23 protein-coding genes are annotated in these 24,728 nt (G+C 72.1%); 14 read left to right on the top strand and 9 right to left on the bottom strand.

Features of this window, described 5'->3' with window-relative positions:
* Positions 1–10: 10 nt before the first annotated feature.
* Positions 11–844, bottom strand: a complete 834-nt coding sequence (locus tag IEY91_RS24860; RefSeq protein WP_189175752.1) for a class I SAM-dependent methyltransferase — start codon at positions 842–844, stop codon at positions 11–13.
* 389 nt (positions 845–1,233) lie between these two features.
* Here IEY91_RS24860 and rpsA point away from each other — a divergent pair, with 389 nt between their 5' ends.
* Both rpsA and IEY91_RS24850 read left to right on the top strand, forming a co-directional pair.
* On the top strand, positions 1,234–2,754 hold the full coding sequence (gene rpsA / locus IEY91_RS24855) for a 30S ribosomal protein S1 (RefSeq protein WP_164325906.1): 1,521 nt from the start codon (positions 1,234–1,236) through the stop codon (positions 2,752–2,754).
* Between the two features lie 263 nt (positions 2,755–3,017).
* Positions 3,018–3,527: a ricin-type beta-trefoil lectin domain protein gene (locus IEY91_RS24850; protein ID WP_189175751.1), complete on the top strand. Its 510-nt coding sequence runs from the start codon at positions 3,018–3,020 to the stop codon at positions 3,525–3,527.
* A gap of 12 nt (positions 3,528–3,539) precedes the next feature.
* Here IEY91_RS24850 and IEY91_RS24845 read toward each other — a convergent pair whose 3' ends face one another.
* Complete coding sequence (locus IEY91_RS24845) at positions 3,540–4,556, bottom strand: right-handed parallel beta-helix repeat-containing protein (protein ID WP_373288005.1); 1,017 nt, start codon at positions 4,554–4,556, stop codon at positions 3,540–3,542.
* Between the two features lie 172 nt (positions 4,557–4,728).
* Between IEY91_RS24845 and IEY91_RS24840 the strand changes: the two genes are divergently transcribed.
* The 4 genes from IEY91_RS24840 to IEY91_RS24825 all read left to right on the top strand — a co-directional run bounded on the left by IEY91_RS24840 (position 4,729) and on the right by IEY91_RS24825 (position 7,361).
* Positions 4,729–5,667: a PAC2 family protein gene (locus tag IEY91_RS24840; RefSeq protein WP_164325908.1), complete on the top strand. Its 939-nt coding sequence runs from the start codon at positions 4,729–4,731 to the stop codon at positions 5,665–5,667.
* 95 nt (positions 5,668–5,762) lie between these two features.
* Positions 5,763–6,374 (top strand): dephospho-CoA kinase, encoded by a 612-nt coding sequence (gene coaE / locus IEY91_RS24835; protein WP_189175750.1) that lies wholly within the window; start codon positions 5,763–5,765, stop codon positions 6,372–6,374.
* 31 nt (positions 6,375–6,405) lie between these two features.
* Positions 6,406–6,786, top strand: coding sequence for a DUF3592 domain-containing protein (locus tag IEY91_RS24830; RefSeq protein ID WP_189175749.1), 381 nt, complete (start codon positions 6,406–6,408; stop codon positions 6,784–6,786).
* 164 nt (positions 6,787–6,950) lie between these two features.
* Positions 6,951–7,361 carry a tetratricopeptide repeat protein gene (locus tag IEY91_RS24825; RefSeq protein ID WP_164325913.1) on the top strand — a complete coding sequence of 137 codons (411 nt, stop codon included), beginning with the start codon at positions 6,951–6,953 and terminating at the stop codon, positions 7,359–7,361.
* A 4-nt stretch (positions 7,362–7,365) separates the two neighbouring features.
* Here IEY91_RS24825 and IEY91_RS24820 read toward each other — a convergent pair whose 3' ends face one another.
* The gene (locus IEY91_RS24820) at positions 7,366–7,635 is read right to left on the bottom strand and encodes a DUF6343 family protein (RefSeq protein ID WP_189175748.1); all 270 of its coding nucleotides are present in this window, start codon (positions 7,633–7,635) and stop codon (positions 7,366–7,368) included.
* Between the two features lie 116 nt (positions 7,636–7,751).
* On the opposite strand from IEY91_RS24820, the gene IEY91_RS24815 reads away from it, so the two are divergent.
* On the top strand, positions 7,752–8,780 hold the full coding sequence (locus IEY91_RS24815) for an acyltransferase domain-containing protein (RefSeq protein ID WP_189175747.1): 1,029 nt from the start codon (positions 7,752–7,754) through the stop codon (positions 8,778–8,780).
* 114 nt (positions 8,781–8,894) lie between these two features.
* Here the strand turns inward: IEY91_RS24815 and IEY91_RS24810 are convergent, their stop codons facing one another.
* A complete protein-coding gene (locus IEY91_RS24810) occupies positions 8,895–9,344 on the bottom strand; it encodes an RNA-binding S4 domain-containing protein (RefSeq protein ID WP_189175746.1) in 450 nt (149 codons plus the stop codon).
* Between the two features lie 137 nt (positions 9,345–9,481).
* Here IEY91_RS24810 and IEY91_RS24805 point away from each other — a divergent pair, with 137 nt between their 5' ends.
* The 4 genes from IEY91_RS24805 (at position 9,482) to IEY91_RS24790 (ending at position 14,777) form a co-directional block, all read left to right on the top strand.
* A complete protein-coding gene (locus tag IEY91_RS24805; RefSeq protein ID WP_164325917.1) occupies positions 9,482–10,867 on the top strand; it encodes a M20/M25/M40 family metallo-hydrolase in 1,386 nt (461 codons plus the stop codon).
* Positions 10,864–12,390 carry a YfcC family protein gene (locus IEY91_RS24800; RefSeq protein WP_189175745.1) on the top strand — a complete coding sequence of 509 codons (1,527 nt, stop codon included), beginning with the start codon at positions 10,864–10,866 and terminating at the stop codon, positions 12,388–12,390. Before IEY91_RS24805 ends, IEY91_RS24800 begins: the two co-directional genes overlap by 4 nt.
* A 19-nt stretch (positions 12,391–12,409) precedes the next feature.
* Complete coding sequence (pip, locus tag IEY91_RS24795; protein WP_189175744.1) at positions 12,410–13,357, top strand: prolyl aminopeptidase; 948 nt, start codon at positions 12,410–12,412, stop codon at positions 13,355–13,357.
* A gap of 397 nt (positions 13,358–13,754) precedes the next feature.
* A complete protein-coding gene (locus IEY91_RS24790) occupies positions 13,755–14,777 on the top strand; it encodes a glycoside hydrolase family 6 protein (protein WP_189175743.1) in 1,023 nt (340 codons plus the stop codon).
* Between the two features lie 18 nt (positions 14,778–14,795).
* Here IEY91_RS24790 and IEY91_RS24785 read toward each other — a convergent pair whose 3' ends face one another.
* The 5 genes from IEY91_RS24785 to IEY91_RS24765 all read right to left on the bottom strand — a co-directional run bounded on the left by IEY91_RS24785 (position 14,796) and on the right by IEY91_RS24765 (position 19,141).
* A complete protein-coding gene (locus IEY91_RS24785) occupies positions 14,796–15,269 on the bottom strand; it encodes a GNAT family N-acetyltransferase (RefSeq protein WP_189175742.1) in 474 nt (157 codons plus the stop codon).
* Positions 15,266–15,700 carry a RidA family protein gene (locus IEY91_RS24780; RefSeq protein WP_189175741.1) on the bottom strand — a complete coding sequence of 145 codons (435 nt, stop codon included), beginning with the start codon at positions 15,698–15,700 and terminating at the stop codon, positions 15,266–15,268. The genes IEY91_RS24785 and IEY91_RS24780 overlap by 4 nt, the downstream gene beginning before the upstream one ends.
* An 85-nt stretch (positions 15,701–15,785) precedes the next feature.
* Positions 15,786–16,802: a TolB-like translocation protein gene (locus IEY91_RS24775; RefSeq protein ID WP_164325922.1), complete on the bottom strand. Its 1,017-nt coding sequence runs from the start codon at positions 16,800–16,802 to the stop codon at positions 15,786–15,788.
* The gene (locus IEY91_RS24770; RefSeq protein WP_189175740.1) at positions 16,799–18,163 is read right to left on the bottom strand and encodes an MFS transporter; all 1,365 of its coding nucleotides are present in this window, start codon (positions 18,161–18,163) and stop codon (positions 16,799–16,801) included. The genes IEY91_RS24775 and IEY91_RS24770 overlap by 4 nt, the downstream gene beginning before the upstream one ends.
* 24 nt (positions 18,164–18,187) lie before the next feature.
* A complete protein-coding gene (locus tag IEY91_RS24765) occupies positions 18,188–19,141 on the bottom strand; it encodes a metallophosphoesterase family protein (RefSeq protein ID WP_189175739.1) in 954 nt (317 codons plus the stop codon).
* A gap of 276 nt (positions 19,142–19,417) precedes the next feature.
* Between IEY91_RS24765 and IEY91_RS24760 the strand changes: the two genes are divergently transcribed.
* The 3 genes from IEY91_RS24760 to IEY91_RS24750 all read left to right on the top strand — a co-directional run bounded on the left by IEY91_RS24760 (position 19,418) and on the right by IEY91_RS24750 (position 24,727).
* A complete protein-coding gene (locus IEY91_RS24760; protein WP_189175738.1) occupies positions 19,418–22,504 on the top strand; it encodes an SCO1167/SCO6262 family helicase in 3,087 nt (1,028 codons plus the stop codon).
* Positions 22,501–24,207, top strand: coding sequence for an SWIM zinc finger family protein (locus IEY91_RS41945; protein ID WP_229697211.1), 1,707 nt, complete (start codon positions 22,501–22,503; stop codon positions 24,205–24,207). Before IEY91_RS24760 ends, IEY91_RS41945 begins: the two co-directional genes overlap by 4 nt.
* 85 nt (positions 24,208–24,292) lie before the next feature.
* Positions 24,293–24,727 carry a hypothetical protein gene (locus IEY91_RS24750; RefSeq protein WP_189175737.1) on the top strand — a complete coding sequence of 145 codons (435 nt, stop codon included), beginning with the start codon at positions 24,293–24,295 and terminating at the stop codon, positions 24,725–24,727.
* Position 24,728 lies beyond the last annotated feature (1 nt).

Here is a 24,728-nt window from a genome sequence, read left to right as displayed (position 1 = left end):
CCCCGAGACCTCAGTCCCGCTCGCACACGAAGATCGCCGTCCCCGGAATCAGATTCCCCCGTAGCGGCGACCACCCGCCCCACTCCTGGGTGTTCCACGCCGGCCACTCCGGCTCCACGAGGTCCACCAGGCGGAACCCGCCCGCGACCACGTCCCGCACCCGGTCCCCGACCGTCCGGTGGTGCTCCACGTACACCGCGCGGCCCTGCTCGTCCTGCTCGACGTACGGAGTCCGGTCGAAGTAGGAGGCCGCCACCGAGAGACCCTCCGGACCCGGCTCGTCCGGGAAGGCCCAGCGGATCGGGTGCGTGACGGAGAAGACGAATCGGCCCCCGGGGCGCAGCACACGGCGCACGTCCCGCAGGACCCGCACCGGGTCGGCGACGAACGGCAGCGCCCCGTACGCGGAGCAGGCGAGGTCGAAGGAGCCGCCCGCGAACGGCAGCGCGCCCGCGTCGGCCTCCACCAGCGCCACCCGGCCGCCGAAGTCCTCCTGGATGCGCTGCGCGTGCTGGAGCTGGCGGTGGGAGAGGTCGAGGGCGACCGGCCGCGCTCCCTGCGCGGCGAGCCAGCGCGAGCACTGGGCCGCGCCGGCGCCGATCTCCAGGACGTCCTTGCCCTTCAGGTCCTCCGCCGGGCCGAGCAGCTCCGCCTCGACCTCGTCGAGGCCCTCGGGACCCCACACGAAACGGTCGTCCCCGAGGAACGTGCCGTGCTCGATCTGGTACTCGTCCGCGTTCCGGTCCCACCAGCCACGATTGGCGCGGCTGCTCTCGGTGACGTCGGCGTCACGCCGGGTGGCCTCGGGCTCGGGCGCTTCGGGCTCTTGGATGATCCGCTCCATGGTCGTACTGTGCCGTCCGTGCTGTCTTGGCGGCTTGTCGGCGGCCCTCCGGGGTGCGGCGCGGCAGAGCGCGATGCGGCCCGTGTGGCCTCATGTAACAGGTTTTGTGCCGGGTATGCGGCGATCCGCCCCGGGTGTGCGCCTTCGCGCATTGACCCTGTACGACGGCCCCCGTATGCTACAAGTTGCGCTGCGAGCCTGCGTTCCTCAGACATAGCAGGTTGCGCTCGCGTCTGTTGTATGTCCCCTCGGTTGTCGAGGCGGCTGTCCGTTTCCTTCGGGAACCTTGGATCGGCGTCTCCTGAGCTGTCCGGCTTCTGCAGAGCGAAACGGGTTCCGGCGCTAGCAGTACCTACGACTTCAATGTCCGTACCGGAGCCCTTTCCCACATGACGAGCAGCACCGAGACCACCGCCACCACTCCGCAGGTAGCGGTCAACGACATCGGTAACGAGGAAGCCTTCCTCGCCGCGATCGACGAGACGATCAAGTACTTCAACGACGGCGACATCGTCGACGGCGTCATCGTGAAGGTCGACCGGGACGAGGTCCTGCTCGACATCGGTTACAAGACCGAAGGTGTGATCCCGAGCCGCGAGCTCTCGATCAAGCACGATGTCGACCCGAACGAGGTCGTCAAGGTCGGCGACGAGATCGAGGCCCTGGTTCTCCAGAAGGAGGACAAGGAAGGCCGCCTGATCCTCTCGAAGAAGCGCGCTCAGTACGAGCGTGCCTGGGGCACCATCGAGAAGATCAAGGAAGAAGACGGAATCGTCACCGGTACCGTCATCGAGGTCGTCAAGGGTGGTCTCATCCTCGACATCGGCCTCCGTGGCTTCCTCCCGGCCTCCCTGGTCGAGATGCGCCGTGTCCGCGACCTTCAGCCCTACGTGGGCAAGGAGCTCGAGGCCAAGATCATCGAGCTGGACAAGAACCGCAACAACGTGGTCCTGTCCCGCCGTGCCTGGCTCGAGCAGACGCAGTCCGAGGTCCGCCAGACGTTCCTCACCACCCTGCAGAAGGGTCAGGTCCGCTCCGGCGTCGTCTCCTCGATCGTCAACTTCGGTGCCTTCGTGGACCTGGGTGGCGTCGACGGTCTCGTCCACGTCTCCGAGCTCTCCTGGAAGCACATCGACCACCCCTCCGAGGTTGTCGAGGTCGGCCAGGAAGTCACCGTCGAGGTCCTCGACGTCGACATGGACCGCGAGCGCGTCTCCCTGTCGCTCAAGGCGACGCAGGAAGACCCGTGGCAGCAGTTCGCCCGCACGCACCAGATCGGGCAGGTCGTTCCCGGTAAGGTCACCAAGCTCGTTCCGTTCGGCGCGTTCGTGCGCGTCGACGAGGGCATCGAGGGCCTGGTCCACATCTCCGAGCTGGCCGAGCGCCACGTGGAGATCCCGGAGCAGGTCGTCCAGGTCAACGACGAGATCTTCGTCAAGGTCATCGACATCGACCTCGAGCGTCGCCGGATCTCGCTGAGCCTCAAGCAGGCCAACGAGTCCTTCGGTGCCGACCCGTCGTCCGTCGAGTTCGACCCGACGCTGTACGGCATGGCCGCGTCGTACGACGACCAGGGCAACTACATCTACCCCGAGGGCTTCGACCCCGAGACCAACGACTGGCTCGAGGGCTTCGAGACCCAGCGCGAGGCTTGGGAGGGCCAGTACGCCGAGGCGCAGCAGCGCTTCGAGCAGCACCAGGCCCAGGTCATCAAGTCCCGCGAGGCGGACGCCCAGGCCGAGGCCGAGGGTGCGGCCGCTCCCGGTGGCGCGGCTCCGGCCGCCGGCACCGGCGGTGGCGGTGGCGGCGGCGGTTCGTACTCCTCGGAGTCGGACGACAACTCCGGCGCCCTGGCGTCGGACGAGGCGCTCGCCGCTCTGCGCGAGAAGCTTGCCGGAGGCCAGAGCTGACCTCGCGTCGCTCTCCCTAGGCAGTAGCTGAACACTGTGGGCCCGCACCGAACGGTGCGGGCCCACAGTGTTTTCTCCTTGGGCGGTCCCGCGGCGCCAGAGGGATGGTGAAGCGCCGATGAATCAGGGCAGGCTTCCTGTCGCCCTCACCGGCAAAGGGAAGTGAATCTCCACTGTTCCTTGGCCGATCGGCAACCCTTTCCTCAGGTTCTCCGCCCATTCGCCCTCGATGGGGGGTGAGTTGCACCCACTACATTTCGCGCATGCACATGACTTGGATCAAGAATCGTCTGAGTGCCGGAGCCGCAGCCCTCGTCGTCGCCGGTGGCCTTGGAGTCCTCCAACCCGCCCCCGCGCAGGCGGCACCGGCCCCGTCGTACTGGTTCTTCGTGGACGACAGCCGCGAGCGGTGCCTCACCGGCGGGAAGATCGACGGAGCCACGTCACGGGTCTTCTTGACGAAGTGCAACGGCAGCAATTTCCAGAAATGGGACTGGCGTGGTGATGATCCCAATCAGAGACCGTACGAGCAGCTCCAGAACAAGGCCACCGGTCTCTGCCTGGCCACCGACAACGAGAGCATGGAGAACAACGCCGTCTGGGCCAGCCAATGCGAGTGGCGCAAGGGCATGCGCTTCCACTACGACGGCGCGACCAACACTCTGTGCCCCGCACTGACCAACTACAGCACCTGTCTGGTGACGGAACCCAACGGGGCGGTCCACGGCTCCACTGAAGGTGGATGGATGGAGTGGTGGGGCTCGCCCGTTTAGGCGCCTCCCCGCCTACGGCGTCACCGGGACATTCGTCAGGCCCTTGCCGCCCTTGACAGTGTTGCTCGCGTGGACCGTTGTCTTGCAACTGCCGCTGTTGTTCGTCACGTTGATCGCCAGTTGCTTGTCGCCGGTGGCGCCCGTCAGGTCGGACTTGTTGGCGCGGAAGACGGTGCCGCAGCCCCAGCCGGACTGCTGGGTGTGGGTCTCGAAGCCGTTGTTCGTGGTGTTCTTGCCGGTGTTGCCCTCGATGACGTAGTCGTTGCCCTTCACGTCGATCCACGAGTCGTCGTAGTTGTTGCCGGTCAGGCCCTTGCCGTCGAAGGTGTTGCCCGAGACCTTGCCGCCCTTCGTGCCCTCCTTGAGGTCGATCGCCTCACCGCCGACGTCCGGGCCGATGACGTTGTTCAGGATCTGTACGTTGTCGCTCTTGTCGGAGAGGCCGCCCGCGCTGCCGACGTAGACGCCCTCGCCCATGCCGCGGTCGTCGTTGCCCGTGTCGTAGATCTTCGAGTTCTTGATCACGCCGTCGGGGCTCGACTTGCGGAAGTGGACGCCCTCCATGTCGAGGCCGTGGACCGTCACGCCGTCCACCACGACCCCCTTCGCGGAGTCGATCATGATGCCCTTCTGGCCGCCGGTGACGGTGATGCCCTTGACGGTCCAGTACGAGGCGCCGTTGAGGTGCAGGCCGTAGCCGCCGCCCGCCGTGAGCACCGCCTTGGCGGAGCCGGTCAGCGTGACGCGGGAGCCCGAGTTCGCGGCCACGGTCGTCTTGAAGTTCCCGGAGTACGTTCCGTCCGCGAGGTGGATCGTGTCGCCGGGGCCGGCCTCGGTGAGCGCCGACTTCAGTTCCGCGGCCGTGGAGACCTCGATGGTGTCGGCGGGACCGGCGGCCGGGGGCGCCGGAACCGCGTACGCGGCCGCCGAGAGGCCCCCGGCGGCGGTGGCGGCGGCGAGCGCGGCGGTGAGCAGGGTGCGGGTGCAGCGGGTACGCATCGTGGGGTTGCCTTCCCGTCGGAGTTCCATGGGTTCTTGTATGTGAACCTGGTGCGTCATTCTGAACGTGTGACTGCTTCGAGACGGTAGAGGTGGGTCATGTCCGCGTCAAGGTTGCGTCGTAGCTGTGAATGCGCGTGGCCGGGAATGCCCGCCCCGTGGGGCGCGTTCTGCTCAATGAACACGAGGAGGAGCGGTCACAGTGCTTGATCCGCAGGGTTTGTACGCATGGGAGCCGAAGGGCCTCGCTGTTGTCGACATGGCGCTCGCCCAGGAGTCGGCCGGACTGGTCATGCTCTACCACTTCGACGGATACATCGACGCGGGCGAGACCGGCGACCAGGTCGTCGAGAAGCTCGTGGACAGTCTTCCCGGGCAGGTCGTGGCCCGCTTCGACCACGACAGGCTCGTGGACTACCGCGCCCGGCGCCCGCTGCTGACCTTCCGGCGCGACCGCTGGAGCGACTACGAGGTGCCGACGCTGGACGTACGGCTCCTCCAGGACGCCACCGGCGCGCCCTTCCTGCTGCTCTCCGGCCCCGAGCCGGACATCGAGTGGGAGCGCTTCGCCGCGGCCGTCAGGGAGATCGTCGAGCGCCTCGGCGTGCGGCTCTCCGTGAACTTCCACGGCATCCCCATGGGCGTACCGCACACGCGCCCCGTGGGCCTCACCCCGCACGGCAACCGGACCGACCTGGTGCCCGGACACTCCAGCCCCTTCGACGAGGCGCAGGTGCCCGGCAGCGCGGAGGCGCTGGTCGAGTACCGCCTCGCGGAGGCGGGCCACGACGTGCTCGGCGTCGCCGCGCACGTCCCGCACTACATCGCGCGCTCGGCTTACCCGGACGCGGCCCTGACCGTCCTGGAGGCGATCACCGCCGCCACCGGCCTGGTCCTGCCCGGCGTCGCGCACGCCCTGCGCACCGAGGCCCACCGCACCCAGACCGAGATCGACCGGCAGGTCCAGGAGGGCGACGAGGAACTGGTCGCGCTCGTCCAGGGCCTTGAGCACCAGTACGACGCGGCGGCGGGCGCCGAGGCCCGCGGCAACATGCTCGCCGAGCCCGTGGACATCCCGTCGGCGGACGAGATCGGCCGCGAGTTCGAGAAGTTCCTCGCCGAGCGCGAGGGCGACGGCTAGGGGTTTCCGGTGCCGGGGGGGGCGGGGGCCGGGCGCCGGGGGCGTTCCGGAGGCTCCGGCAGACAGCGGCCGAACCGGCGCCTAAGCTGCCGGTCATGCTGAAAGTGGGGCTGACCGGCGGGATCGGTGCCGGCAAGAGTGAAGTGTCACGGCTGCTCGTGGAGCGCGGAGCCGTGCTCGTGGACGCCGACCGGATCGCGCGCGAGGTGGTGGCGCCCGGCACCGAGGGCCTGGCCGCGGTCGTCGAGACCTTCGGCGAGGAGGTCCTCGCCGCCGACGGCTCCCTCGACCGCCCGAAGCTCGGCGCGATCGTCTTCGCCGACCCGGACAGGCTTGCCGCCCTCAACGCGATCGTGCACCCCCTGGTGGGCGCGCGCTCCGCGGAGCTGGAACGGGCCGCCGCCGAGGCCGGCGAGGACACGGTGATCGTGCACGACGTGCCGCTGCTCGCGGAGAACGGCCTCGCGCCGCTCTACGACGTCGTGGTCGTCGTCGACGCCCGCCCCGAGACCCAACTCGACCGGCTCGTACGGCTGCGCGGCATGACCGAGGACGACGCCCGCGCCCGCATGGCCGCCCAGGCGACGCGCGAGAAGCGCCTGGAGATCGCGGGCATCGTCGTCGACAACGACGGCCCCCTGGAACAGCTCGCGCCCCGCGTGGACGAAGTGTGGCGGGAACTGCGGATGCGGGCCCGGGCCGCATAGCCCATGGCGAGGCGGAAGAAGGGCGGGGTTCGTGGTCGTACTGGCGGCGTTCACCACGCTGGGCGGACTGGTCGCGCTGCTCGCCGGTGCCTACGGCCTGCAGCAGACCCGGCGCATCACCGAAGCAGGTGAGGTGGCGGAAGCCCTGGTCAAGGCGGTGCAGCAGGGTGCCGACCGGCCGACGCTGCAGTTCGAGACGGCGGACGGGCGGGTGATGGAGGTCGTCTCGCCGGTGCCCCCGAGCCGGCGGCGGCCCCTGCCCGCGGGGGAGCGGGTGCGCATCGCCTATGACAGCGACGACCCGCGTGAGATCGTGCTTCTGGGTGGGGAACGGCGCGGCCTGGACTGGTCGTTCGTCGCGGCGGGCGCGTGCCTGGTGATCGTGGGCATGGCGTTGGCCATGTCGGGGTGAGGCCGACGTGGGGCGGAGATGAGGTGTGGTGAGGACGGGGTGAAGTCGGGGTGAGGCCGGGGCGGCGGCCCGGCTGATCGTGGCCCCGACTTCACGCGCCAGGGCCCGGAATATGCCGGAGCGGCGCGTGTGTTGACCATGAGAAGCGAGGGAAGGAGTTCGGCGTGCCCGAAAGCAGCCCGGAGAGCCATGTCATCGACTTCCGGGCGGCGGAGCAGTTGCTCGCCGCCCGGGATCCGCGGGGTGCCGTGAAGCTCCTCGACTCCGTCATCGCAGCCCACCCGGAGAACACCGCGGCCCGGTTGCTGCGGGCCCGCGCCTTCTTCGCCTCCGCCCAACTGCGCGCTGCCGAGCTGGAGTTCAGCATCGTCCTGGAGCGCGAGCCGGACAACGCGTTCGCGCACTTCGCCCTCGCCCGCACCTACGAGCGCGCCGCCCGGCCCGACCAGGCCCGCCGCCACTTCCGGCTCGCCGCCGCGCTCGACCCGCAGCCGGACTATCTGGCGGCGGCGCGGTTCGACGAGGACGGGGCCGGCGGCGGCGCGGGCGGACAGCCGCGGGCGGGCGACGTGTAGGGCGTCAGGACTTCGGGGGATCGTGAGGCGGATCGTAGGGGGGTACGTCGCGGCCCGGCTGGTAGTGCGGGCCCTGGCGGATGTGGCGCACGATCAGCGCCATGTCGACGGTGACCACCAGCCACAGCACCCCGCACGCCACCGCCCACTGCGGGCGCCCGGCGAGCGCGAAGGCCACCGTCCCCGCCGCGGCCCAGATCAGCCCCCATACGCTGAACCAGAAGCGCATGCGCAAGGGACTGCGCGCGGTCACCGGCTCACTTCCTGTGCGCATCGGACGTCATCTCCGTCTTCTCCTCCTTCCAGGGTCCACCCGGCACGGGCCCGGCGGAAGGGGTGACGGACGGGTCTTGAAGAGGTGCGGAGCGGTACGGAGAGGTGGGTGGAGCCGTGTTGGACGTGCTGCGGGCCGCGGCGGAGCGTGACTCGGTGCTCGCCGCGTGGCTGCGGGCGCTGGAGGACGGGGGTGAGCCGCCCGCCGAGGCGGTCCTGCCGGACGCCGACGAGCTGCCCGACGTCCTCCTCGACCTCGGCGTGCCGCACGAGGACATCAACGCGCTCGTCGCCCTGCGGGGGCGGGTGCTCGACGATCCGGACACGCGGTGGCTGCTCACTCGGTGCGTCGCTCTGCTCCTGCGCGATCTGGGCGCCCCCGAGCAGGGGCCTCGGCTGCCCGTTCTGCCCGCGGAGCTCGGCGAACTGGGCAGCTGCTTCTATGTCTTCGTCTTCATCGCCGCGTTGCCCCGGGTCCGGGCCTATCACTTGCGGCACGGCATACCCGACGACGTCTCCCGTCGTTCCCTCGCCGATCTCGGGCGGCACATGGCCGTGCACCGCAGGACGCACGGCAGCCGCGGAGTGCCTGTGCCCGGCTGGAACGCGCTGCACTTCCGCGGTGAGCTCTATCAGTTGGGGCGGCTGCAGTTCCAGCGGTCTCTGCTCGGGGAGCGGATGGGCGCCGCGATCGCTGCCGCCGGGGTGGGGCTCGGGCCCGGGGACCCCTGTCTGAGCGTGCATGTCGCCGACTTCCGGGGGCCGTTGTCGGCGGCGGCCTGTGACCTGTCGGTGGAGCTCGCGCGGGAGTTCTTTCCCCGGCACTTTCCCGGGGAGCGGTATGACGTGGTCGTCTGTCACTCGTGGCTGCTTGATCCGCAGTTGAAGCGGTATCTGGACGCCGAGTCCAACATCGTGCGGTTTCAGGAGCGGTTTCGGCTTGCTGATACGTACGGGGGTGAGGCGCCGGACGACAGCGTGCCGGTGGGGTTCGTGTTCGGGGACCGGCTCATGCCGGTGGAGCGGTTGCCTCGGCGTACTCGGGTGGAGCGGGCCATTGGGGATCACTTGCGGGGTGGGGGGCATTGGTATGCGGGGCATGGGTGGTTTCCGCTGGAGCGTCCCCAAGCCCGCCCCTTCCCGTAACTGGGGGCTCCGCCCCCAGACCCCCGTATCGGCCTGAACGGCCTCGTCCTCAAACTCCCCCAAGCTCTTAAGGAGCAGGGGGGACCCCCTCGACGGGCTGATAGGGCTGGGGGTTCAGTCCGTCTCCCGCACTGGTGGTTGCGTCGGGCCCGTGCGGCTGTTGAGGGCCCTCAGGCGGTCCATGTCCCTGCGGTCGCGTTTGGTGGGGCGGCCGGTGCCTCGGTCGCGGATGCCCGCGGGGGCGATCGCCTCGCGCGGGGGTGGCGGGGGGCTGTTGTCCACATAGCACTCGACGGCCACGGGGGCGCCCACCCGCTTGCGGATGAGGCGTTTGACGATGACGACGCGTTCGCGTCCTTCGGTCTGGCGGAGGCGGACCTCGTCGCCCGGCTTCACGCCGTACGCGGGCTTCACGCGGTCGCCGTTGACGCGGACGTGGCCGCCCTTGCAGGCCGCCGCGCCCGCGGAGCGGGTCTTGACCAGCCGTACGGACCAGATCCAGGCGTCGACGCGCACGGTCCCGCCGTCCGCGCCGCCCGTGCCGGGGGAAGTCTCCGAAGCCATGCGTCGACCTTAGTGCGGCATCGGTGCGCAGGGCCCGGCTGCCCGGCGAGCCGTCCGGAATCCGCGAGCGGGCGCACTCGATAATTCGGGCTGTTCACGGCAAACAACGCAAATTTCCTCACGCAGGGGTGCTGCCCATGACGCCCGAAGAGCTCGCCACCACGGTCGACGGACTGATGGACGGCCTGCGCGCCGACCTCGTCCGCCTCGCCGAGATCCCCTCGATCGCCTTCCCCGGATTCCCCGGCGAGCCGGTCCAGGAGGCCCACGACCTGGTCGCGGGGCTGCTGCGCGACGCGGGCGTACCGACGGTCGAGCGCCTTGATCTGCCCGACACGGCACCAGTGGTCTACGGCGAGATCCCGCCCCCGCACCCGGACGCGCCGACCGTGCTCCTCTACGGGCACTACGACGTCCAGCCGCCCGGCGACGAGAAGCTGTGGAAGTCGCCGCCCTTCGAGCCCACCCCCGTCGAGGACACGGGCCACGGCGCCGGTCTGCGGGCGCGGGGCATCGCCGACGACAAGTCCAACGTGATCGCTCATGTGGGGCTGCTGCGCGCGTACGGGGGCCGCCCGCCCGTCGGCGTCAAGATCGTCGTCGAGGGGCAGGAGGAGTACGGCAGCGCCTTCGACGACTACCCGCCCACCGACCCGGCCCGCTTCGCCTGCGACGCCATGGTCATCGCCGACCTCGGCAACCTCCGCCCCGGCACCCCCACCCTCACCACCGGCCTGCGCGGCGCCGCCGAAGTCGTCGTCGAGGCGCGCACCCTCGACGAGCCCCGGCACAGCGGCGAGTTCGGGGGTGCCGCGCCCGACGCGCTGCTCGCGCTCCTGAAGGCGCTCGCCACCCTGCACGACGTGCACGGCGACGTCGCCGTCGAAGGGCTGCGCCGGGAGGAGTGGAGCGGGACCTCGTACACCGAGGAGGAGTTCCGCGCGCTCGCGGGCGTACGCGAAGGGATGCCGCTGATCGGCAGCGGGAGCCTCGGGGAGCGGCTGTGGAGCGGGCCCGCGATCACCGTGATCGGTCTGGACGCGCCGAGCGTGGAGCACGCGGCCTCCGCGGTCGTGCCGTACGCGCGCGCCAAGCTGAACCTGCGCTTCCACCCCCGGCAGGACCCCCGTGAGGCACGCGAACGGCTCGTCGAGCACCTGCGCTCGCTGCGGCCCTTCGGCGTCCCCCTCACCGTCACGCCCGGCGACACCGGCCCCGGCTACGAGGCAGCGACCGGCGGGCCCGCCTACAGCGCCGCGCTCACCGCGCTGAAGGAGGCCTGGGGCGAGGAGGCCTCGTACGTCGCGACCGGCGGGTCCATCCCGCTCGTCAACGGGCTCGCGCAGGCGGCGCCCGGCGCGGAGGTCCTGCTGTTCGGCGCGCAGGACAGCATGTGCAACCTGCACGCGCCCAACGAGCGCGTGCTCCTTGGCGAGCTGCGCGACACAGTGGTCGCGCTGGGCGCGTTCGTGCGCGAGTACGCGGCGTCGTTCCCCGTACGCGGCGACGGGAGCCGCTCGTGACCACCACCACGACAGGCCCTGAGACCCAGGAGCCCGCACCCAAGCGGAAGTTCACCTTCCCCAGCGCCCTGACCGTCCTCGCCGTCGTCACCCTCGCGGTGTGGGTGCTCGCCTTCCTGGTGCCGCCGGGCGCCTACGACCGCAACGACAAGGGCGCGCCCGTCCAGGGCAGTTACCACCGCGTCCCCGACGACCAGTCCTTCGTCGACCGCCTCAACGACCTCTTCCTCGCGCCCGTCAACGGCCTGTACGGCGTGCAGGACACCAAGTCGGGCCAGGTCGGCCCCGACCTGACCGGTGAGCTGTACGGCAGCGCGGGCGTGTTCCTCTTCGTGCTCGCCATCGGCGCGTTCATCACCGTCGTGTTCGCCACCGGCGCCCTCGACCGGGGCATCGGGCGGCTCGCGCACCGGCTGCGCGAGCGCGGCGCCATGCTCATCGCGGGCGTCATGGTGGTCTTCTCCGTCCTCGGCACCGTGGAGGGCTTCGCCGAGGAGACGCTGGGCTTCTACGGGCTGATCGTGCCGCTGATGCTCGCCCTCGGGTACGACCGGATGACCGCCGTCGGCGCGATCATCCTGGGCGCGGGCATCGGCGTGCTGTGCTCGACCGTCAACCCCTTCGCCACCGGCGTCGCCTCGGCGGCGGCCGACATCTCGCTCGGCGACGGCATCGTGCTGCGGTTCGTGATGTGGGTGGTGCTCACGGGCGTCACGGTCGCGTACGTCATCCGGTACGCCAGACGCGTGCAGCGCGACCCCGGGCGCTCCCTCAGCGGATTCCTGCCGGGCGACCGGGAGCAGGCGGCGAGCGAGGCCCAGGAGGTGCCCGAGCTGACCCGGCTGCACAAGGCCATCCTGGTCGTGGTCGCCCTGGTCTTCGCGTTCATGATCTTCTCGGTGGTGCCGTGGGCCAGCGCTCTGACGGGCGACGCGGACGCGAAGCCGTACGGCTTCGAACTCGGCTGGTCCTTCCCGCAGTTGGCCGCCCTGTTCCTGTGTGCCGCGGTCCTCGTGGGCGTGGTCGCGCGGATGGGTGAGCAGAAGCTCAGCTCGACGATCATCCAGGGCGCGGCGGACTTCATCTCGCCCGCGCTGGTCATCGTCCTCGCGCGCGGGGTCACCGTCATCATGAACAACTCCCGCATCACCGACACCGTGCTGCACTCGATCGAGGGGGTCGTGAAGGGCACGTCGTCGGGCGTCTTCGCGGTCATCGTGTTCCTGGTGAACCTGCCGCTGGCCTTCCTCATCCCGTCCACGTCCGGGCACGCCACCCTCGCCATGCCGATCCTCGCGCCGCTCGCCGACTTCGCGGGCGTCTCGCGGTCCGTCGTCGTCACCGCGTGGGCGGCCGCCAGCGGCTGGATGAACCTGTGGGTGCCGACGACCGCCGTCACCATCGGCGGGGTCGCGCTCGCCAAGGTCGGCTACGACAAGTACCTGCGGTTCGTATGGCCGTTGCTCGCGATCCTGTTCGTGCTCATCTGCGCCTTCGTGGCAGTGGGCGCGGCGCTCACCTGAGGGCGGTTACCGTGCCGGGATGAGTCTTTACCCGGAGATCGAGCCGTACGACCACGGCATGCTCGACGTCGGCGACGGCAACCGCGTGTACTGGGAGGTCTGCGGCAATCCGCTCGGCAGGCCCGCCGTGGTGCTGCACGGCGGGCCCGGGTCCGGCTGCACGCCCGGATTCCGCCGCTACTTCGACCCCGACGCGTACCGCATCGTGCTGCTCGACCAGCGCGGCAGCGGGCGCTCCACGCCGCACGCGAGCGACCCCGCCACCGACATGGGCGTCAACACCACCAAGCATCTGCTCGCCGACCTCGAACTGCTGCGGCGGCACCTTCGGGTGGAGCGGTGGCTGGTGTGGGGCGTCTCGTGGGGGTCCGTGCTCGGGCTCCGGTACGCCCAGACGTACCCCGAGCGGGTGGCCGCGCTCGTCCTCACCGGGCTCGCCACCGGGAGTCAGGCCGAGGTCGACCTGCTCACGCGGGGGCTCGGGCGGGTGTTTCCCGAGGCCTTCGAGGCCTTCCGGGGCGGGGTGCCGGAGGCCTCGCGGGACGGGGATCTCGCCGCCGCCTATCTGCGTCTCCTCGAGTCGCCCGACCCGGCCGTGCGGGCTCGGGCCGCGCGCGCCTGGACCGACTGGGAGACCGCCATCGCGCTGGCCGCGCCCCGCTCCGTCGCGCGCTACGAGGACCCCGTCTTCCGCGCCGGGTTCGCCCGGACCGTCACCCACTACTTCTCCCAGGGGCACTTTCTGGGGGAGGACGGGGTGGTGCTCCGGGACGCGGGGGCCTTGCGGGGGATTCCTGGTGTGGTGGTGCAGGGGGCGCTCGACTTCGGGAATCTTGTGGGGGTGCCTTGGCGGTTGCAGCGGGGGTGGGGGGACGGGGAGTTGGTGGTCGTGGGGGAGGCTGGGCATGACGCGGGGGCGGTGGGGGTGGTGGGGGCTTTGGTGGCGGCGACGGATGGGTTCAGGTAGGGCGGCCTTGCCGGGGGCTCCCCAATCCCGCCCCTTCCCGTAACCAGGGGGCTGCCGCCCCCTGGACCCCCGCAATCGGCCTGAACGGCCTCGTCCTCAAACGCCGGACGGGCTGAAAAGCTCCGGCGCGGACGGGCTGAAACGTAGCCGAGGCGGGGTGTATTCAGCCTGCCCGGCGTTTGAGGGCGAGGCGCGGAGCGCCGAAAAGGGGGAGAGGGGCGGAGCCCCAGACGGGGAGCTGCGGCGCGGTTGATGTCAGGGCGGGTGGGTGGGGGAAAGCCCGTCCGGCGATTGAGGACGAGGCGCGGAGCGCCGATTCTGCGGCGCGGCCGCCGTAGGGGTGACCTTTCCGGGGCGGCGGACGGGGACAGGCCCGAGTGAGGGGGACGCTGGCCCCGTGCCCCAGTCGACCACCCCGCCGGGCCACCGCCACCGCACGCGGGCAACCCGGCTCCGCCAAGCCCTCACCTGCGCCGCCGCCCTGGCCACCCTCACGGCCACGGGAGGCACCGCGGCGGGCGCCCAGAAGGAGTTCGGGGAGTTCTGGGTCAACCCGGACACCCCCGCCGCCCACCAGTCCGCGACGTGGCGGAAGAGCGGCCGCGTCGCGGATGCCTGGTTCATCGACCGCATCGCGAACCGCGCCCAGGCGGAGTGGCTCCACGACGACAACCCGGCGGACACGGTGCGCGCCCACGTGGAGAAGGCGGCCGCGGCCGACCGCACCGCCGTCCTCGTCGCGTACTACGTCCCGCACCGCGACTGCGGCGACTACTCGGCGGGCGGCGCCCGCGACGCGGCCCACTACCGCACCTGGATCGACGCGTTCGCCACCGCGATCGGCTCCCACGCCGCGTACGTGGTCGTCGAACCGGACGCCGTCGCCCAGCAGATCGCGGGCTGCGACCGGGCCGACGCCCCCGAGCGGTACGCGCTGCTCGCGTACGCCGTCGCCCGCCTCAAGCAGCAGCCGGCCACCAAGGTGTACCTCGACGCGGGCAACGCGGGCTGGATCCCGCAGGAGAGCCGCCTCGTCGAACCCCTGCGCCTGGCGGGCGTCGACCGGGCCGACGGCTTCGCGCTGAACGTCTCCAACTACCGCACGACCGCCGAGAGCGCGGCGTACGGACACCGCGTCGCCCGCGCCCTCGGCGGCGACCCGCACTTCGTGATCGACACCAGCCGCAACGGCAACGGCCCCTACTCGGGCGACGACAAGGCCTGGTGCAACCCGCCCGGCCGCGCCCTCGGCACCGCGCCCACCACCCGCACCGGCGACCCCTCCATCGACGCCTACCTGTGGATCAAGCGACCGGGTGAGTCCGACGGCACCTGCCGGGGCGGTCCCGCCGCCGGGGCATGGTGGCCGGAGTACGCCCTTGGCCTCGCCATCAGGGCACAGACCGTCTGGGGCACCTGACGGCACGCACGCCAGGGTTCAGGGCCGCCACACGTACCGCACGTCCGGCTCCCGCTCCTCGTTGTCACCGTCCGTCCGCTCCGCCGCCGCGAACCCATGACGTTCGTAGAAGCGGTGCGCGGGTGCGTTGACCTGGAACGTCCACAGGGAGAGGCCGCTCGGGCTCCGCTCCTTGGCGAGCGCGACGAAGCGGTCCCCGACACCCCGTCCCCGCCACTCCGGCGCCAGGTAGAGCTGACTCAGCTCCTCGCCCTCCAGCACCATCATCCCCACGACCACCCCGGCAGCCTCCGCCACCCACGTCCCGCCCCGCCCCACCACCACGTACCGGAAGAAGTCCCGCACCTCGGCGTCGGTATGGGCACGGCGGACCGTCGGAAGCGCGGCGTCGTACGCACGCAGATAGACCTCCGCCACGGCCGCCGCGTCGGCGTCGGTGGCGGCGCGCAGCGTGACGGTGGCGGTGGCCGCGGCTGTCGTCTGGTCGCTCATGCGCCGGTCCCTTCCGGTACGACGGCCGTGGCGGTGATCTCCACGAGCTGGCCGCGATAGCCGAGCACCGTCACGCCGAGGAGGGTGGAGGTGTGCGGCTGCGTGGTCAGCAGTCCGGAGGCGCGTACGACCTCCCACACCTCGGAGAGCACGCCGGGCTCGTCCCCGACGACGTACACCGTGCTCGCCACCACCTGCGACATATCGCTGCCGATCGCGCGCAGCGCCTCGTCGAGATTGGCGACCACCTGGTGGGCCTGCCGGACCGGATCGCCCTCGCCGACGAGCTTTCCTTCGGCGTCCAGGGGGACGGAACCGGCCATGAACGCGAGGCGCGTGCCCGCCTCGACGACGGCCGCGTGGGCGTAGCCGGGAGGCGGGAAGAGGGTCGGGACGACGGTGCGGTGGACGGGGGCGGGGTGTGTGGTCATGGGGGCATGGTGCGGGGTGGGGGGCGCGTGCGCATCTGGATTTCGGGTGGGGTGTGGTTCTGCTTCGTACGTGGCGTGCTTCGCCTCAGCGCACCGCTGCCGGTGAACTTCCGCCCGGGACACGGAGGTTGGGGTGTCCGGTGCCGTCCGCCCGTGCAGTCCAGATGTCCTGCTTGCGGCCCTCGCGGCCCGGCAGCGCGTAGGCCAGTGTGTCGTCGTCCAGCCAGGCGGCCTGGTCGTCGACGCTGCGGGGGTCGGCCAGGGGGTGTTCGCGCATGGTGCGCAGGTCGAGGACGTACAGGCGCCAGGGGTTCTTCGTGCCGTCGCGTACGCGCTTCTTGAAGGCGATGCGGGTGTTGTCGGGGGAGAGGGACGGGCATTCGACGTTCTTGCGCAGGGCGCGCGCGGACCACTTCCGCATGTCGCCCTCGACGAGGTACGTGCGGCCCTTCGTCGAGACCGTCGCGTAGAAGCGGTTGTCGTCGCGGGCGAAGGTCACGCCCCAGTAGTTGACGTCGGGGGAGTGGTAGCGGCGGCCGTCGACGGTGAGGGGGATCTCCTCCATGTTCTTGATGAGGTAGCCGGTGCGGGTGTCGAGGATCGAGGTGCGGGTGGAGAAGGACGAGCTGCCGCCCGCGTACGAGTCGCCGGTGGCGAACATCGTCCACGACAGCATCCGGCCGGACGCCGAGACCCGCGCGCGGTTCGGGATGCCGGTGAGCGCCACGCGCCGCTTCTCGCGCAGGTTCTTGTCGAGGACCACCGCGTACGACTTCGGCGGGATGCCCGGGCGGCGAAGCAGGCAGAGGCCGGTGCCCCCGGCGGCGTAGAAGCGTTCGCAGGACGGGCCGTTGGGGGTGCGGTGGGTGGTGGCGGTGGTGCTGGAGGTGGGGACGCGGGCCACGCGGCCCGCGCCCTCCTGCGTCGAGCGGAAGTAGAGGTGGCCCCGGTCGAGGGCGAACTCCGAGTCGGACGCGATGGGTTCGGCGCGGTGGACGGCGCGGACCGTGTATGTGATGGCCACGCCGGCCAGCAGCGCGGCGGCCGCCACGACCGCGACGACGCGCAGGCGGGTGGAGGCCTCGGGCAGGGTGAGGGTCATGCGGTCCCTTCCGGGGGCGTGGTGGGGGCCGGCTGCTCCTGGGGCGTTTCCCCGGCGGCGACCGGCCGTCCTTCCGTCGGCCGCAGCAGCGCCGCCGCTCCCGCCACGGCCACCGTCAGCGCGAGCACCGCGCAGGTCAGGGCGGCGCCGATGCCCCACAGCGTCCACGCGGCGCCGAACCCCGCCGCGGCCACGAGACGGCTCAGCGCCTGGCCGGTCTGCAGCACCGCCATGCCGCTCGCCCGCCGGTCCGCCGGGAGGCACGGCGTGGCGAGCGCCATCAGGACGCCGTCGGTCGCGGCGTAGAAGACACCGAGCGCGAGCAGCACCCCGACGAGCAGCGGGCGGCCGCCGGTCGGCAGGAGCAGCAGGAGGTACGCGACGAGCAGCGCGCCGTGCCCCGCGACGAACGGCACGCGGCGGCCCACCCGGTCCGCGAGCCGCCCGGCCGGAACGGCAAGCAGCAGATAGACCGCCGCGGTGCCGAGCGGAAGCAGCGGGAAGTAGCTCTCCGCGAAGTCCAGGCGCCGCTGGAGCAGCAGATAGAGGAAGGCGTCCCCGACGGTCGCGGCGCCCAGCAGGGCTGCGGCGGCGCAGACGCGGCGGAAGGCGGGGACGCGGAGGAGGGTGAGGGCCTTCCGCGGACGGGGGCGGGGGAGTGCTCTCGCTCGGGCAGCCGACGCGGCGGACGTGCCCGCCGACGGCCCGACCCCCGGCAGCGCCGCCCGCCCCGGCACGAACGCCACCAGCAACAGCACCCCGAACAGCCCGAAGCAGAAGCTCACGACGAACACCGCGTCGTACGCGTCCGCCGTGATCCACAGCAGCGCGAACGCCGCGAGCGGGCCGAGCAGCGCGCCCGTCGTGTCCATCGCCCGGTGCACGCCGAACGCCCGCCCGAGCCCGTCCGGCGGACTGCTCAGCGAGATCAGCGCGTCCCGGGGCGCCGTCCGCACGCCCTTGCCGAGGCGGTCGGCGGCGATCGCCGCGCCGATCCCGGCGGTGGCGCCGCCCGCGAGCAGCAGCCCGAGCCGGGACAGCGCGGAGAGCAGATACCCCGAGCCCGCGACGAGCTTGTGCCGCCCGCCGCGGTCGGCCGCGTACCCGCCGAGGAGGCGCACGACGGCGGTCGCGCCGTTGTAGAGGCCGTCGAGGAAGCCGAACGCCAGCGGGGACAGGCCGAGGCCGAGGACGAAGTAGAGCGGGAGCACCGCCGCGACCATCTCCGAGGAGATGTCGGTGACGAGGCTGACCGCGCCGAGTGCGAGTACGGGTCCGGTGACGCGGCCGCGCGTGCGGGGGCGGCGCGTGCGGCCGCGCTTGGCCGCCGTGGCGACCGCGTCGGTGGTGGCCAGGTACATGTGCGTGACACCCGGGTCCGGGGATCAGTGGCAGGAGTACGACGGGCTGGTGTCCTTGGTCGACCCGTCCGTGCCGATGAGCTTCCAGGAGAAGCCGTCGTCGGTGAAGTCGAGTTTCACGACGCCGTAGGTGTTGGTGATCCGCTTCTGGCTGTTGGGCTGGACCTCTTCGATCTTGTACGGGTTCGCGCCGCCCGTGCCCGCGAGCAGTTCGACGATGCCTTCGGAGTCGGCCTTGCCGTTCGCGTCCTGCGGGGCGAACCGCTCGTAGTGGTGGTCGTGGCCGCCGAGGACGAGTTCGGCCTTCGCGTCGTCGAGGAGCTTGTAGACCGGCCTGCCGACCGGGTTGTTGCCGTGCTCGCCGGAGGAGAACAGCGGGTGGTGCCAGTACGCGGCCACGCACTTCTTGGCATTGGCGGCGAGGTCCTTCTTGAGCCAGTTGATCTGGGCGGCGTCGTCGAAGCTGTTGGAGTCCAGGGCGATGAAGTGCCAATTGCCCTGGTCGTAGCTGTAGTAGCTCTTGCCGTTGGGGTACGCGACCGAGCCGAAGTAGGACTTGTAGCCCTTGAGCGGGCCCGCCGGGTCGTACGTCTCGTGGTTGCCCGGGACGGGCTTCGTCTTGTCCTTGAAGGCGCCCCAGGTGGTCGCGTAGTACTTCTGGAAATCCTTCAGGCGGGCGTCGTCGTACTGGTTGTCGCCCATCGTCAGCACGAACTGCGGGTTGATCTGCTGCACGAGCGCGGCCGTCTTGGGGTGCGCGCAACTGCTGCTGCTCTTCGTGCACTGCTCGGCGATGTCGCCCGCGGCGACCGCGGTGAAGGCCGCCTTCGCCGACGGGGAGGCGTCGGCCTCGTCGGCCGGCGACCACAGGAGCAGTCCGCCCACGGTGGCGAGTGCGGTGGCCGCGGCGGCCGGTATGACCCAACGGGCCTTGGGCGTACGGGGGTTGGTGGTGCCGTCGGTGGGGGTGTGCGGCATGTCTGCCTCCTGGGCGCGTGGGGGGGGGTGCGGGAGGACCGTCTCAGGAATGGTGGCGAGCGGGCATGTTCGCGTCAAGGATGCGGACGGATTATTGTTAGGAAAGTTTCCTACCGGATGGTGCTTCCCTGTCGTGCGGTGGTCGCTCGCGTGGTGTCGGGGTGGGGTGAGGGCTCGCCTAGGGTGGCGGGAGAGGGTGAGTGGCGGGCGAGCAGTCGGCGTGGAGCCGGTGAGCGGCGGGCGAAGAGTGGTTGAGCGGTGTGCGAGGTGGTGGCGATGACGGCGGTGGGTGCCGTGGTCGCCGCTGACGGCGCGCCTGCTGCTCTTGCGGCTCTTGTACGTCCCTGTGCCGCCGTGTTCCTGCCGGCGGAGGTGCCCCGGGAGGGGCGGGTGGCGTGGTGGCGGCCGGATGGCGGGGAGGTGCCTGCGGGTGCGGGCGCCTGGGTTCGGGATGAGATCACGGTCGTACGCCGCCACGGAAAGGGTGTGCGCAGGCGTGCCGTGCCCGCGCTGGTGGCGCCGGTGGGGGAGGCGGTGGGGGTGCTGCTCGCGAGCGCCCCGGGTCTGCTCGGGGGTGCCCGGGGTGGGGTGGCCCGCGGTGTCGTCCCCGGTGTTGCCGTTCCCGGTGTCGCGCACCCCGCCACCGCCTGCTGGGCCGCCGCCGCGCGGCACGCCCTGCACCTGATCGCCCGGGGCAAGCTGCTGCCGGGGCTGACCGGCGCGGACGTGGATGCGTGGCGGGCCGGGCCACTGGGCGCCGAGGACATCGCGCACCTGCGGGCCGTCGCCGCCGCCATGCCCGCCGACGCGCACGCCGTGCCACTGCCCGGCAGCCGCCCGCCGCTTCTGCTGCCCGAGCCGTATGCCCTGGTCAGGGCGTTCGTCGACGCCGTCGTGGACACCGTGCCGCGCACCCCGGCCGCCGCGTACGCCGTCGGCGCGCCGTTCGCCGCGCGCGAGCCGCAGCGGCTGCCGGGGGCGCGCGAGTGGGCGGCGGAGGTGGCTGCGGGGCAGGACGCGGGGGTGCAGGTGTCGCTGCGGGTGGATCTGCGGGCGTCTGATCTGTTCGATGGGGAGGAGTTCGGTGGGGAGGACTTCGACGGGGAGGGGGCGGCGGCGCGGGGAGCCGTGGGTGCCGCAGCGGCTCGGGAAGCCGTGGGCTCCGTAACCGCCCGCGAAGCCGTGGGCGCCACAGCCGCCCGGAAAGCCGCGAGCGCCGGAGCACCCGGCGCTGCCGCCGCCGTGCTCCAGGTGCACAGCCTCGCCGACCCCACCCTCGTCGTCGACGCCGCCCAACTCTGGGCGGGCGCCGACCACTTCGGGCCGCGTGCCAAGGCGCACACGCTGCTCGCCGTGCGCCGCGCCGCCCGCGTCTGGCCGCCGCTCGGCCGCCTCCTCGACCGGCCGCGCCCGGACGTGCTCCCGCTGGCGGACCAGGAGCTGTACGACCTCCTCGGCGTCGCCGCGGCCCGGCTCGGCGCGGCCGGGGTCGCCGTGCACTGGCCGCGGGAGCTGGCCCGCGAGCTGACCGCGACCGCCGTGGTGCGCCCCGCTCCGGGCACCGCCGCGGACAACTTCGACTTCTTCAAGACGGAACAACTCCTGGAGTTCCGCTGGCAGTTGGCACTGAGCGGTGGTGAAGAGGGTGACGGTGACGACGGCGGTGCCCCGCTCACCGAGGCCGAGATGGACGCCCTCGCCGAGGCCCACCGCCCCATCGTGCGACTGCGCGACCAGTGGGTCCTGGTCGACCCCGCCCTCGTACGCAAGGCACGCAAGCGCGATCTCGGTCTGCTCGATCCCGTGGACGCCCTGACGGTCGCGCTGACCGGCGCCGCCGAGGTGGACGGCGAACGCGTCGCCGCCGTGCCGACCGGCGCCCTCGCCCGCGTACGCGAACGCCTCACCGGCGAACCGCTTCCCGTCCCGCAGCCACCCGCCCTCAAGGCCACCTTGCGCGACTACCAGCTCCGCGGCCTCGCCTGGCTCGACCGGATGACCGCGCTCGGCCTCGGCGGCTGTCTCGCCGACGACATGGGGCTCGGCAAGACGGTCACCCTGATCGCCCTGCACCTGCACCGGGCGCGCCCCGAACCGACCCTCGTCGTCTGCCCCACGTCGCTGCTCGGCAACTGGCAGCGCGAGATCGAACGCTTCGCGCCGGGCGTCCCCGTACGCCGCTTCCACGGCACCGGCCGCAGCCTCGACGGCGTCCCCGACGGCGGCATCGTCCTCACCACGTACGGCACGATGCGCACCAGCGCGGCCGAACTCGCCGCCCGCGACTGGGACCTGGTCGTCGCCGACGAGGCGCAGCACGTGAAGAACCCGCACGCGGCCACGGCCCGGGCGTTGCGCACCATCCCCGCGGCGGCGCGGGTCGCGCTCACCGGGACGCCCGTCGAGAACAACCTCTCCGAGCTGTGGGCCCTGCTCGACTGGACGACGCCCGGACTCCTCGGCCCGCTCAAGGCCTTCCGCGCCCGGCACGCCCGCCTCGCCGAGACCGGCGGCTCCGCCGAGAGCGACGAGGCGGTGGCGCGCCTGGCCCGCCTCGTACGCCCCTTCCTCCTCCGCCGCAAGAAGTCCGACCCGGGCATCGCCCCCGAACTGCCCCCGAAGACCGAGACGGACCACCCGGCGCCCCTCACCCGCGAACAGACCGCGCTCTACCAGGCGGTGGTGCGCGAGACGCTCGCCCGCATCGAGGCCGCCGACGGCATCGCGCGCCGCGGCCTCGTCATGAAGCTGCTCATGGCGCTCAAACAGATCTGCAACCACCCCGCGCAGTACCTGAAGGACGGCGCCCCCCTCACCGGCACCGGCCGCCCCCGCTCCGGCAAGCTGGAACTCCTCGACGAACTCCTCGACACGATCCTCGCCGAGGACGGCTCGGTCCTCGTCTTCACGCAGTACGTCGAGATGGCGCGGCTGCTCGAATCCCACCTCGCCGCGCGCGGCGTACCCACCCAACTCCTGCACGGCGGTACGCCGGTGGCCACCCGCGAAGCCATGGTGGACCGTTTCCAGGCCGGCGAGGTACCCGTCTTCCTCCTCTCCCTCAAGGCGGCGGGCACCGGCCTGAACCTGACCCGCGCGGGCCACGTCGTGCACTACGACCGCTGGTGGAACCCCGCCGTCGAGGACCAGGCCACCGACCGCGCCTACCGCATCGGCCAGACCCAGCCCGTCCAGGTCCACCGCCTCATCACCGAGGGCACGGTGGAGGACCGCATCGCCGAACTCCTCGCCGCGAAGCAGGCGTTGGCGGACGCGGTGCTCGGCGACGGCGGCGAGACGGCGCTCACGGAGCTGTCGGACGCGGAGCTGTCGGACCTGGTGACGCTGCGGAGGGCACGATGAGCCCCGCCCCGCGCGTGGGCGGCGGCCGCCCGCGCATCTTCCCGCCCCTGCCGCCCCGCACCGACCCCGACGCGTTCGCCTCCTCCTGGTGGGGCAACGCGTGGATCGACGCCCTGGAGGGCTCGGCCCTGGACCCGGCCCGGCTCGCCCGGGGGCGCGCGTACGCCCGCGAGGGCCACGTCGACACGATCACCGTCGAGTCGGGGCGCATCATCGCGTACGTCCACGGCAGCCGTCCCCGTCCCTACCGCGCCGAACTCCGCATGCGCACCTTCACCCCCGACGACTGGGACCGCTTCCTCGACGCGGCCACCGCGGACCCCGCGCACCTCACGTCCTTCCTCACCCGGGACATGCCCCAGGCCCTCGCGGCCACCGCCGACCGCACCGGCGTCCCCCTCCTCCCCGGCCGCGGCGACCTCATCCCCTCCTGCACCTGCCCCGACCGCGGCCACCCCTGCAAACACGCCGCCGCCCTCACGTACCAGACCGCCCGCATCCTGGACGCCGACCCCTTCGTCCTGCTCCTCGTGCGTGGTGGCGAGGAGACGCGCGTACTGGAGGAACTGACGCGCCGGAACGCGCGCGCGGCGGCGAGCGAGGCGACCGGCGGGCCGGCGGCGGGCAGTTCTGCCACACGTTCCGCTGCGCCGCCCGCGCCGCCTACGGCCCCGGAAGGGGCGGCCAGGGGTGGCGGGGAGCCTGTGCGCATGCGTGCCCCGGAGGGGGCGGTCCGGGGTGGTGGCGAGTCTGCGCGAGCGCGTGCGCTGGAAGGGGTGGTCCGGGGCGGCGGGGAGGAGCCTGTGCGCACGCGTGCCCCGGAGGGGGCGGTCCGTGACGCCGGGGAGTCCGCGCGCACTCCTGCACCGGAAGGGCCAGCTGGGGGCGGAGCGGACTCAGGAACCACGGTCGGCGGGGACCGCGAGGTCGCCGCTCTCTTCGGAACCGCTGCCGACGAGGGGCCCGAGTCGACTGCCCTTCCCGGGACCCCTGCCGACGGGGAGCCCGAGGCGCCCGCCCTCCCCGGAACCACTGCCACCGCGGAGCCCGACGCGCCTCCCCTCCCCGGAACCCCCGCCCGAGAAGCCCTCGCCACCGACTACCGCCCCCCGCTCCCACCCCCGCTCCCCGTACCCCCGCACCCCGGCGAACCACCCCTGCTCCCGGCACTCCCCGGCGCCCCCGACCCCACGGCGCTGGAGTTCCTGGCGACGGATGCCGCGCAGCGCGCGCACGCGTACCTGATGTGGGGCGCACCCGCGCTCGCCGCACCGGACCCCTGGCACGACGCCGTGCGCCTGGCCGCCTCCCACCCCGGCCTGACGGGCCGCCGCACCTTCAGCCGCCAATTCGCCGCCCTCGCGGACTCGGTGGGCCGCACGCCCACCGACCTGTCCCGCGCGGCAGCGGCCTGGCGCCAGGGAGCAGAGGACGGCCTGGCCGTCCTGGAGTCCCCCTGGGATCCCCCGGCAGGCCCCTTCGACCGAGCCCGAGGCGCCCTGGCCGCCGCCGACCTCCCCCGCATGACCATCCACCACAACCACCTCACGGACCCCACCGGCACCCACCAACTCCGCTACGGCCAGGACGGCCGCTGGTACCCGTACCGGGGCGAGACCCATGCGGGCTGCACCGACTGGTGGCCGGAGGGCCCGGCGGACGAGGACCCGGTAGGGGCATACACGAGCCTGCTCGGCGCCTGAACTCCGCCGAGTACGACGATCTCAGGCGCACCCGGCGCCACCGCCGCTACCGTTGAGCCCCATCAACGGTGACGAAGGAGACCCCATGGACGCGGAGTTGACGGCCCTCGCGGCGGCCGGAGCCACGGCGCTCGTGCAGTCGATGGTGGGCGACGGCTGGGCGCACGCGCGGGACCGGGCCGTCGGCTTCTTCACGCGGCGGCGCGCGACCGGGAACGACGAGGACACCGTCGCCGTCGCCGGTGAACTCGACGAGGCCCGCGACGACCTGGTCGCCGCACGGGATGCCGACGACGAGGACGCCGCCGCCGACGTACAGGCGGAATGGCGCAACCGGATGCGACGGGCGTTGCGCGCCGATCCGGCGGCTGCTGATGAACTGCGCGTTCTTCTAAGGGAGTTGGCGCCCGATGAGGGTGGGGAAGGGCGGGGAGGGAGCGTGCACAACAGCATCACCGGGGGCGTGCAGCACGGCAACGTGATTCAGGCCCACACCGTGGGGGACGTCCGGCTCGGGTAGC

The organism is Streptomyces lasiicapitis, assembly GCF_014646335.1.
GTDB lineage: Bacteria > Actinomycetota > Actinomycetes > Streptomycetales > Streptomycetaceae > Streptomyces > Streptomyces lasiicapitis.
Note: the sequence above shows the minus strand (reverse complement) of the source record. Positions and strands in the feature narration are given on the sequence as shown.

What these genes read in the sequence shown, in the direction of transcription:
- pip (WP_189175744.1), top strand. Translation starts at nt 12,410, where the DNA reads ATGAGTCTTTACCCGGAGATCGAGCCGTACGACCACGGCATGCTCGAC.
- IEY91_RS41945 (WP_229697211.1), top strand. Translation starts at nt 22,501, where the DNA reads ATGAGCCCCGCCCCGCGCGTGGGCGGCGGCCGCCCGCGCATCTTCCCG.
- IEY91_RS24810 (WP_189175746.1), bottom strand. Translation starts at nt 9,344, where the DNA reads ATGGCTTCGGAGACTTCCCCCGGCACGGGCGGCGCGGACGGCGGGACC.
- IEY91_RS24860 (WP_189175752.1), bottom strand. Translation starts at nt 844, where the DNA reads ATGGAGCGGATCATCCAAGAGCCCGAAGCGCCCGAGCCCGAGGCCACC.
- IEY91_RS24845 (WP_373288005.1), bottom strand. Translation starts at nt 4,556, where the DNA reads ATGGAACTCCGACGGGAAGGCAACCCCACGATGCGTACCCGCTGCACC.
- IEY91_RS24750 (WP_189175737.1), top strand. Translation starts at nt 24,293, where the DNA reads ATGGACGCGGAGTTGACGGCCCTCGCGGCGGCCGGAGCCACGGCGCTC.
- coaE (WP_189175750.1), top strand. Translation starts at nt 5,763, where the DNA reads ATGCTGAAAGTGGGGCTGACCGGCGGGATCGGTGCCGGCAAGAGTGAA.
- IEY91_RS24805 (WP_164325917.1), top strand. Translation starts at nt 9,482, where the DNA reads ATGACGCCCGAAGAGCTCGCCACCACGGTCGACGGACTGATGGACGGC.
- IEY91_RS24850 (WP_189175751.1), top strand. Translation starts at nt 3,018, where the DNA reads ATGCACATGACTTGGATCAAGAATCGTCTGAGTGCCGGAGCCGCAGCC.
- IEY91_RS24820 (WP_189175748.1), bottom strand. Translation starts at nt 7,635, where the DNA reads ATGCGCACAGGAAGTGAGCCGGTGACCGCGCGCAGTCCCTTGCGCATG.
- IEY91_RS24770 (WP_189175740.1), bottom strand. Translation starts at nt 18,163, where the DNA reads ATGTACCTGGCCACCACCGACGCGGTCGCCACGGCGGCCAAGCGCGGC.
- IEY91_RS24765 (WP_189175739.1), bottom strand. Translation starts at nt 19,141, where the DNA reads ATGCCGCACACCCCCACCGACGGCACCACCAACCCCCGTACGCCCAAG.
- rpsA (WP_164325906.1), top strand. Translation starts at nt 1,234, where the DNA reads ATGACGAGCAGCACCGAGACCACCGCCACCACTCCGCAGGTAGCGGTC.
- IEY91_RS24760 (WP_189175738.1), top strand. Translation starts at nt 19,418, where the DNA reads ATGACGGCGGTGGGTGCCGTGGTCGCCGCTGACGGCGCGCCTGCTGCT.
- IEY91_RS24785 (WP_189175742.1), bottom strand. Translation starts at nt 15,269, where the DNA reads ATGAGCGACCAGACGACAGCCGCGGCCACCGCCACCGTCACGCTGCGC.
- IEY91_RS24775 (WP_164325922.1), bottom strand. Translation starts at nt 16,802, where the DNA reads ATGACCCTCACCCTGCCCGAGGCCTCCACCCGCCTGCGCGTCGTCGCG.
- IEY91_RS24780 (WP_189175741.1), bottom strand. Translation starts at nt 15,700, where the DNA reads ATGACCACACACCCCGCCCCCGTCCACCGCACCGTCGTCCCGACCCTC.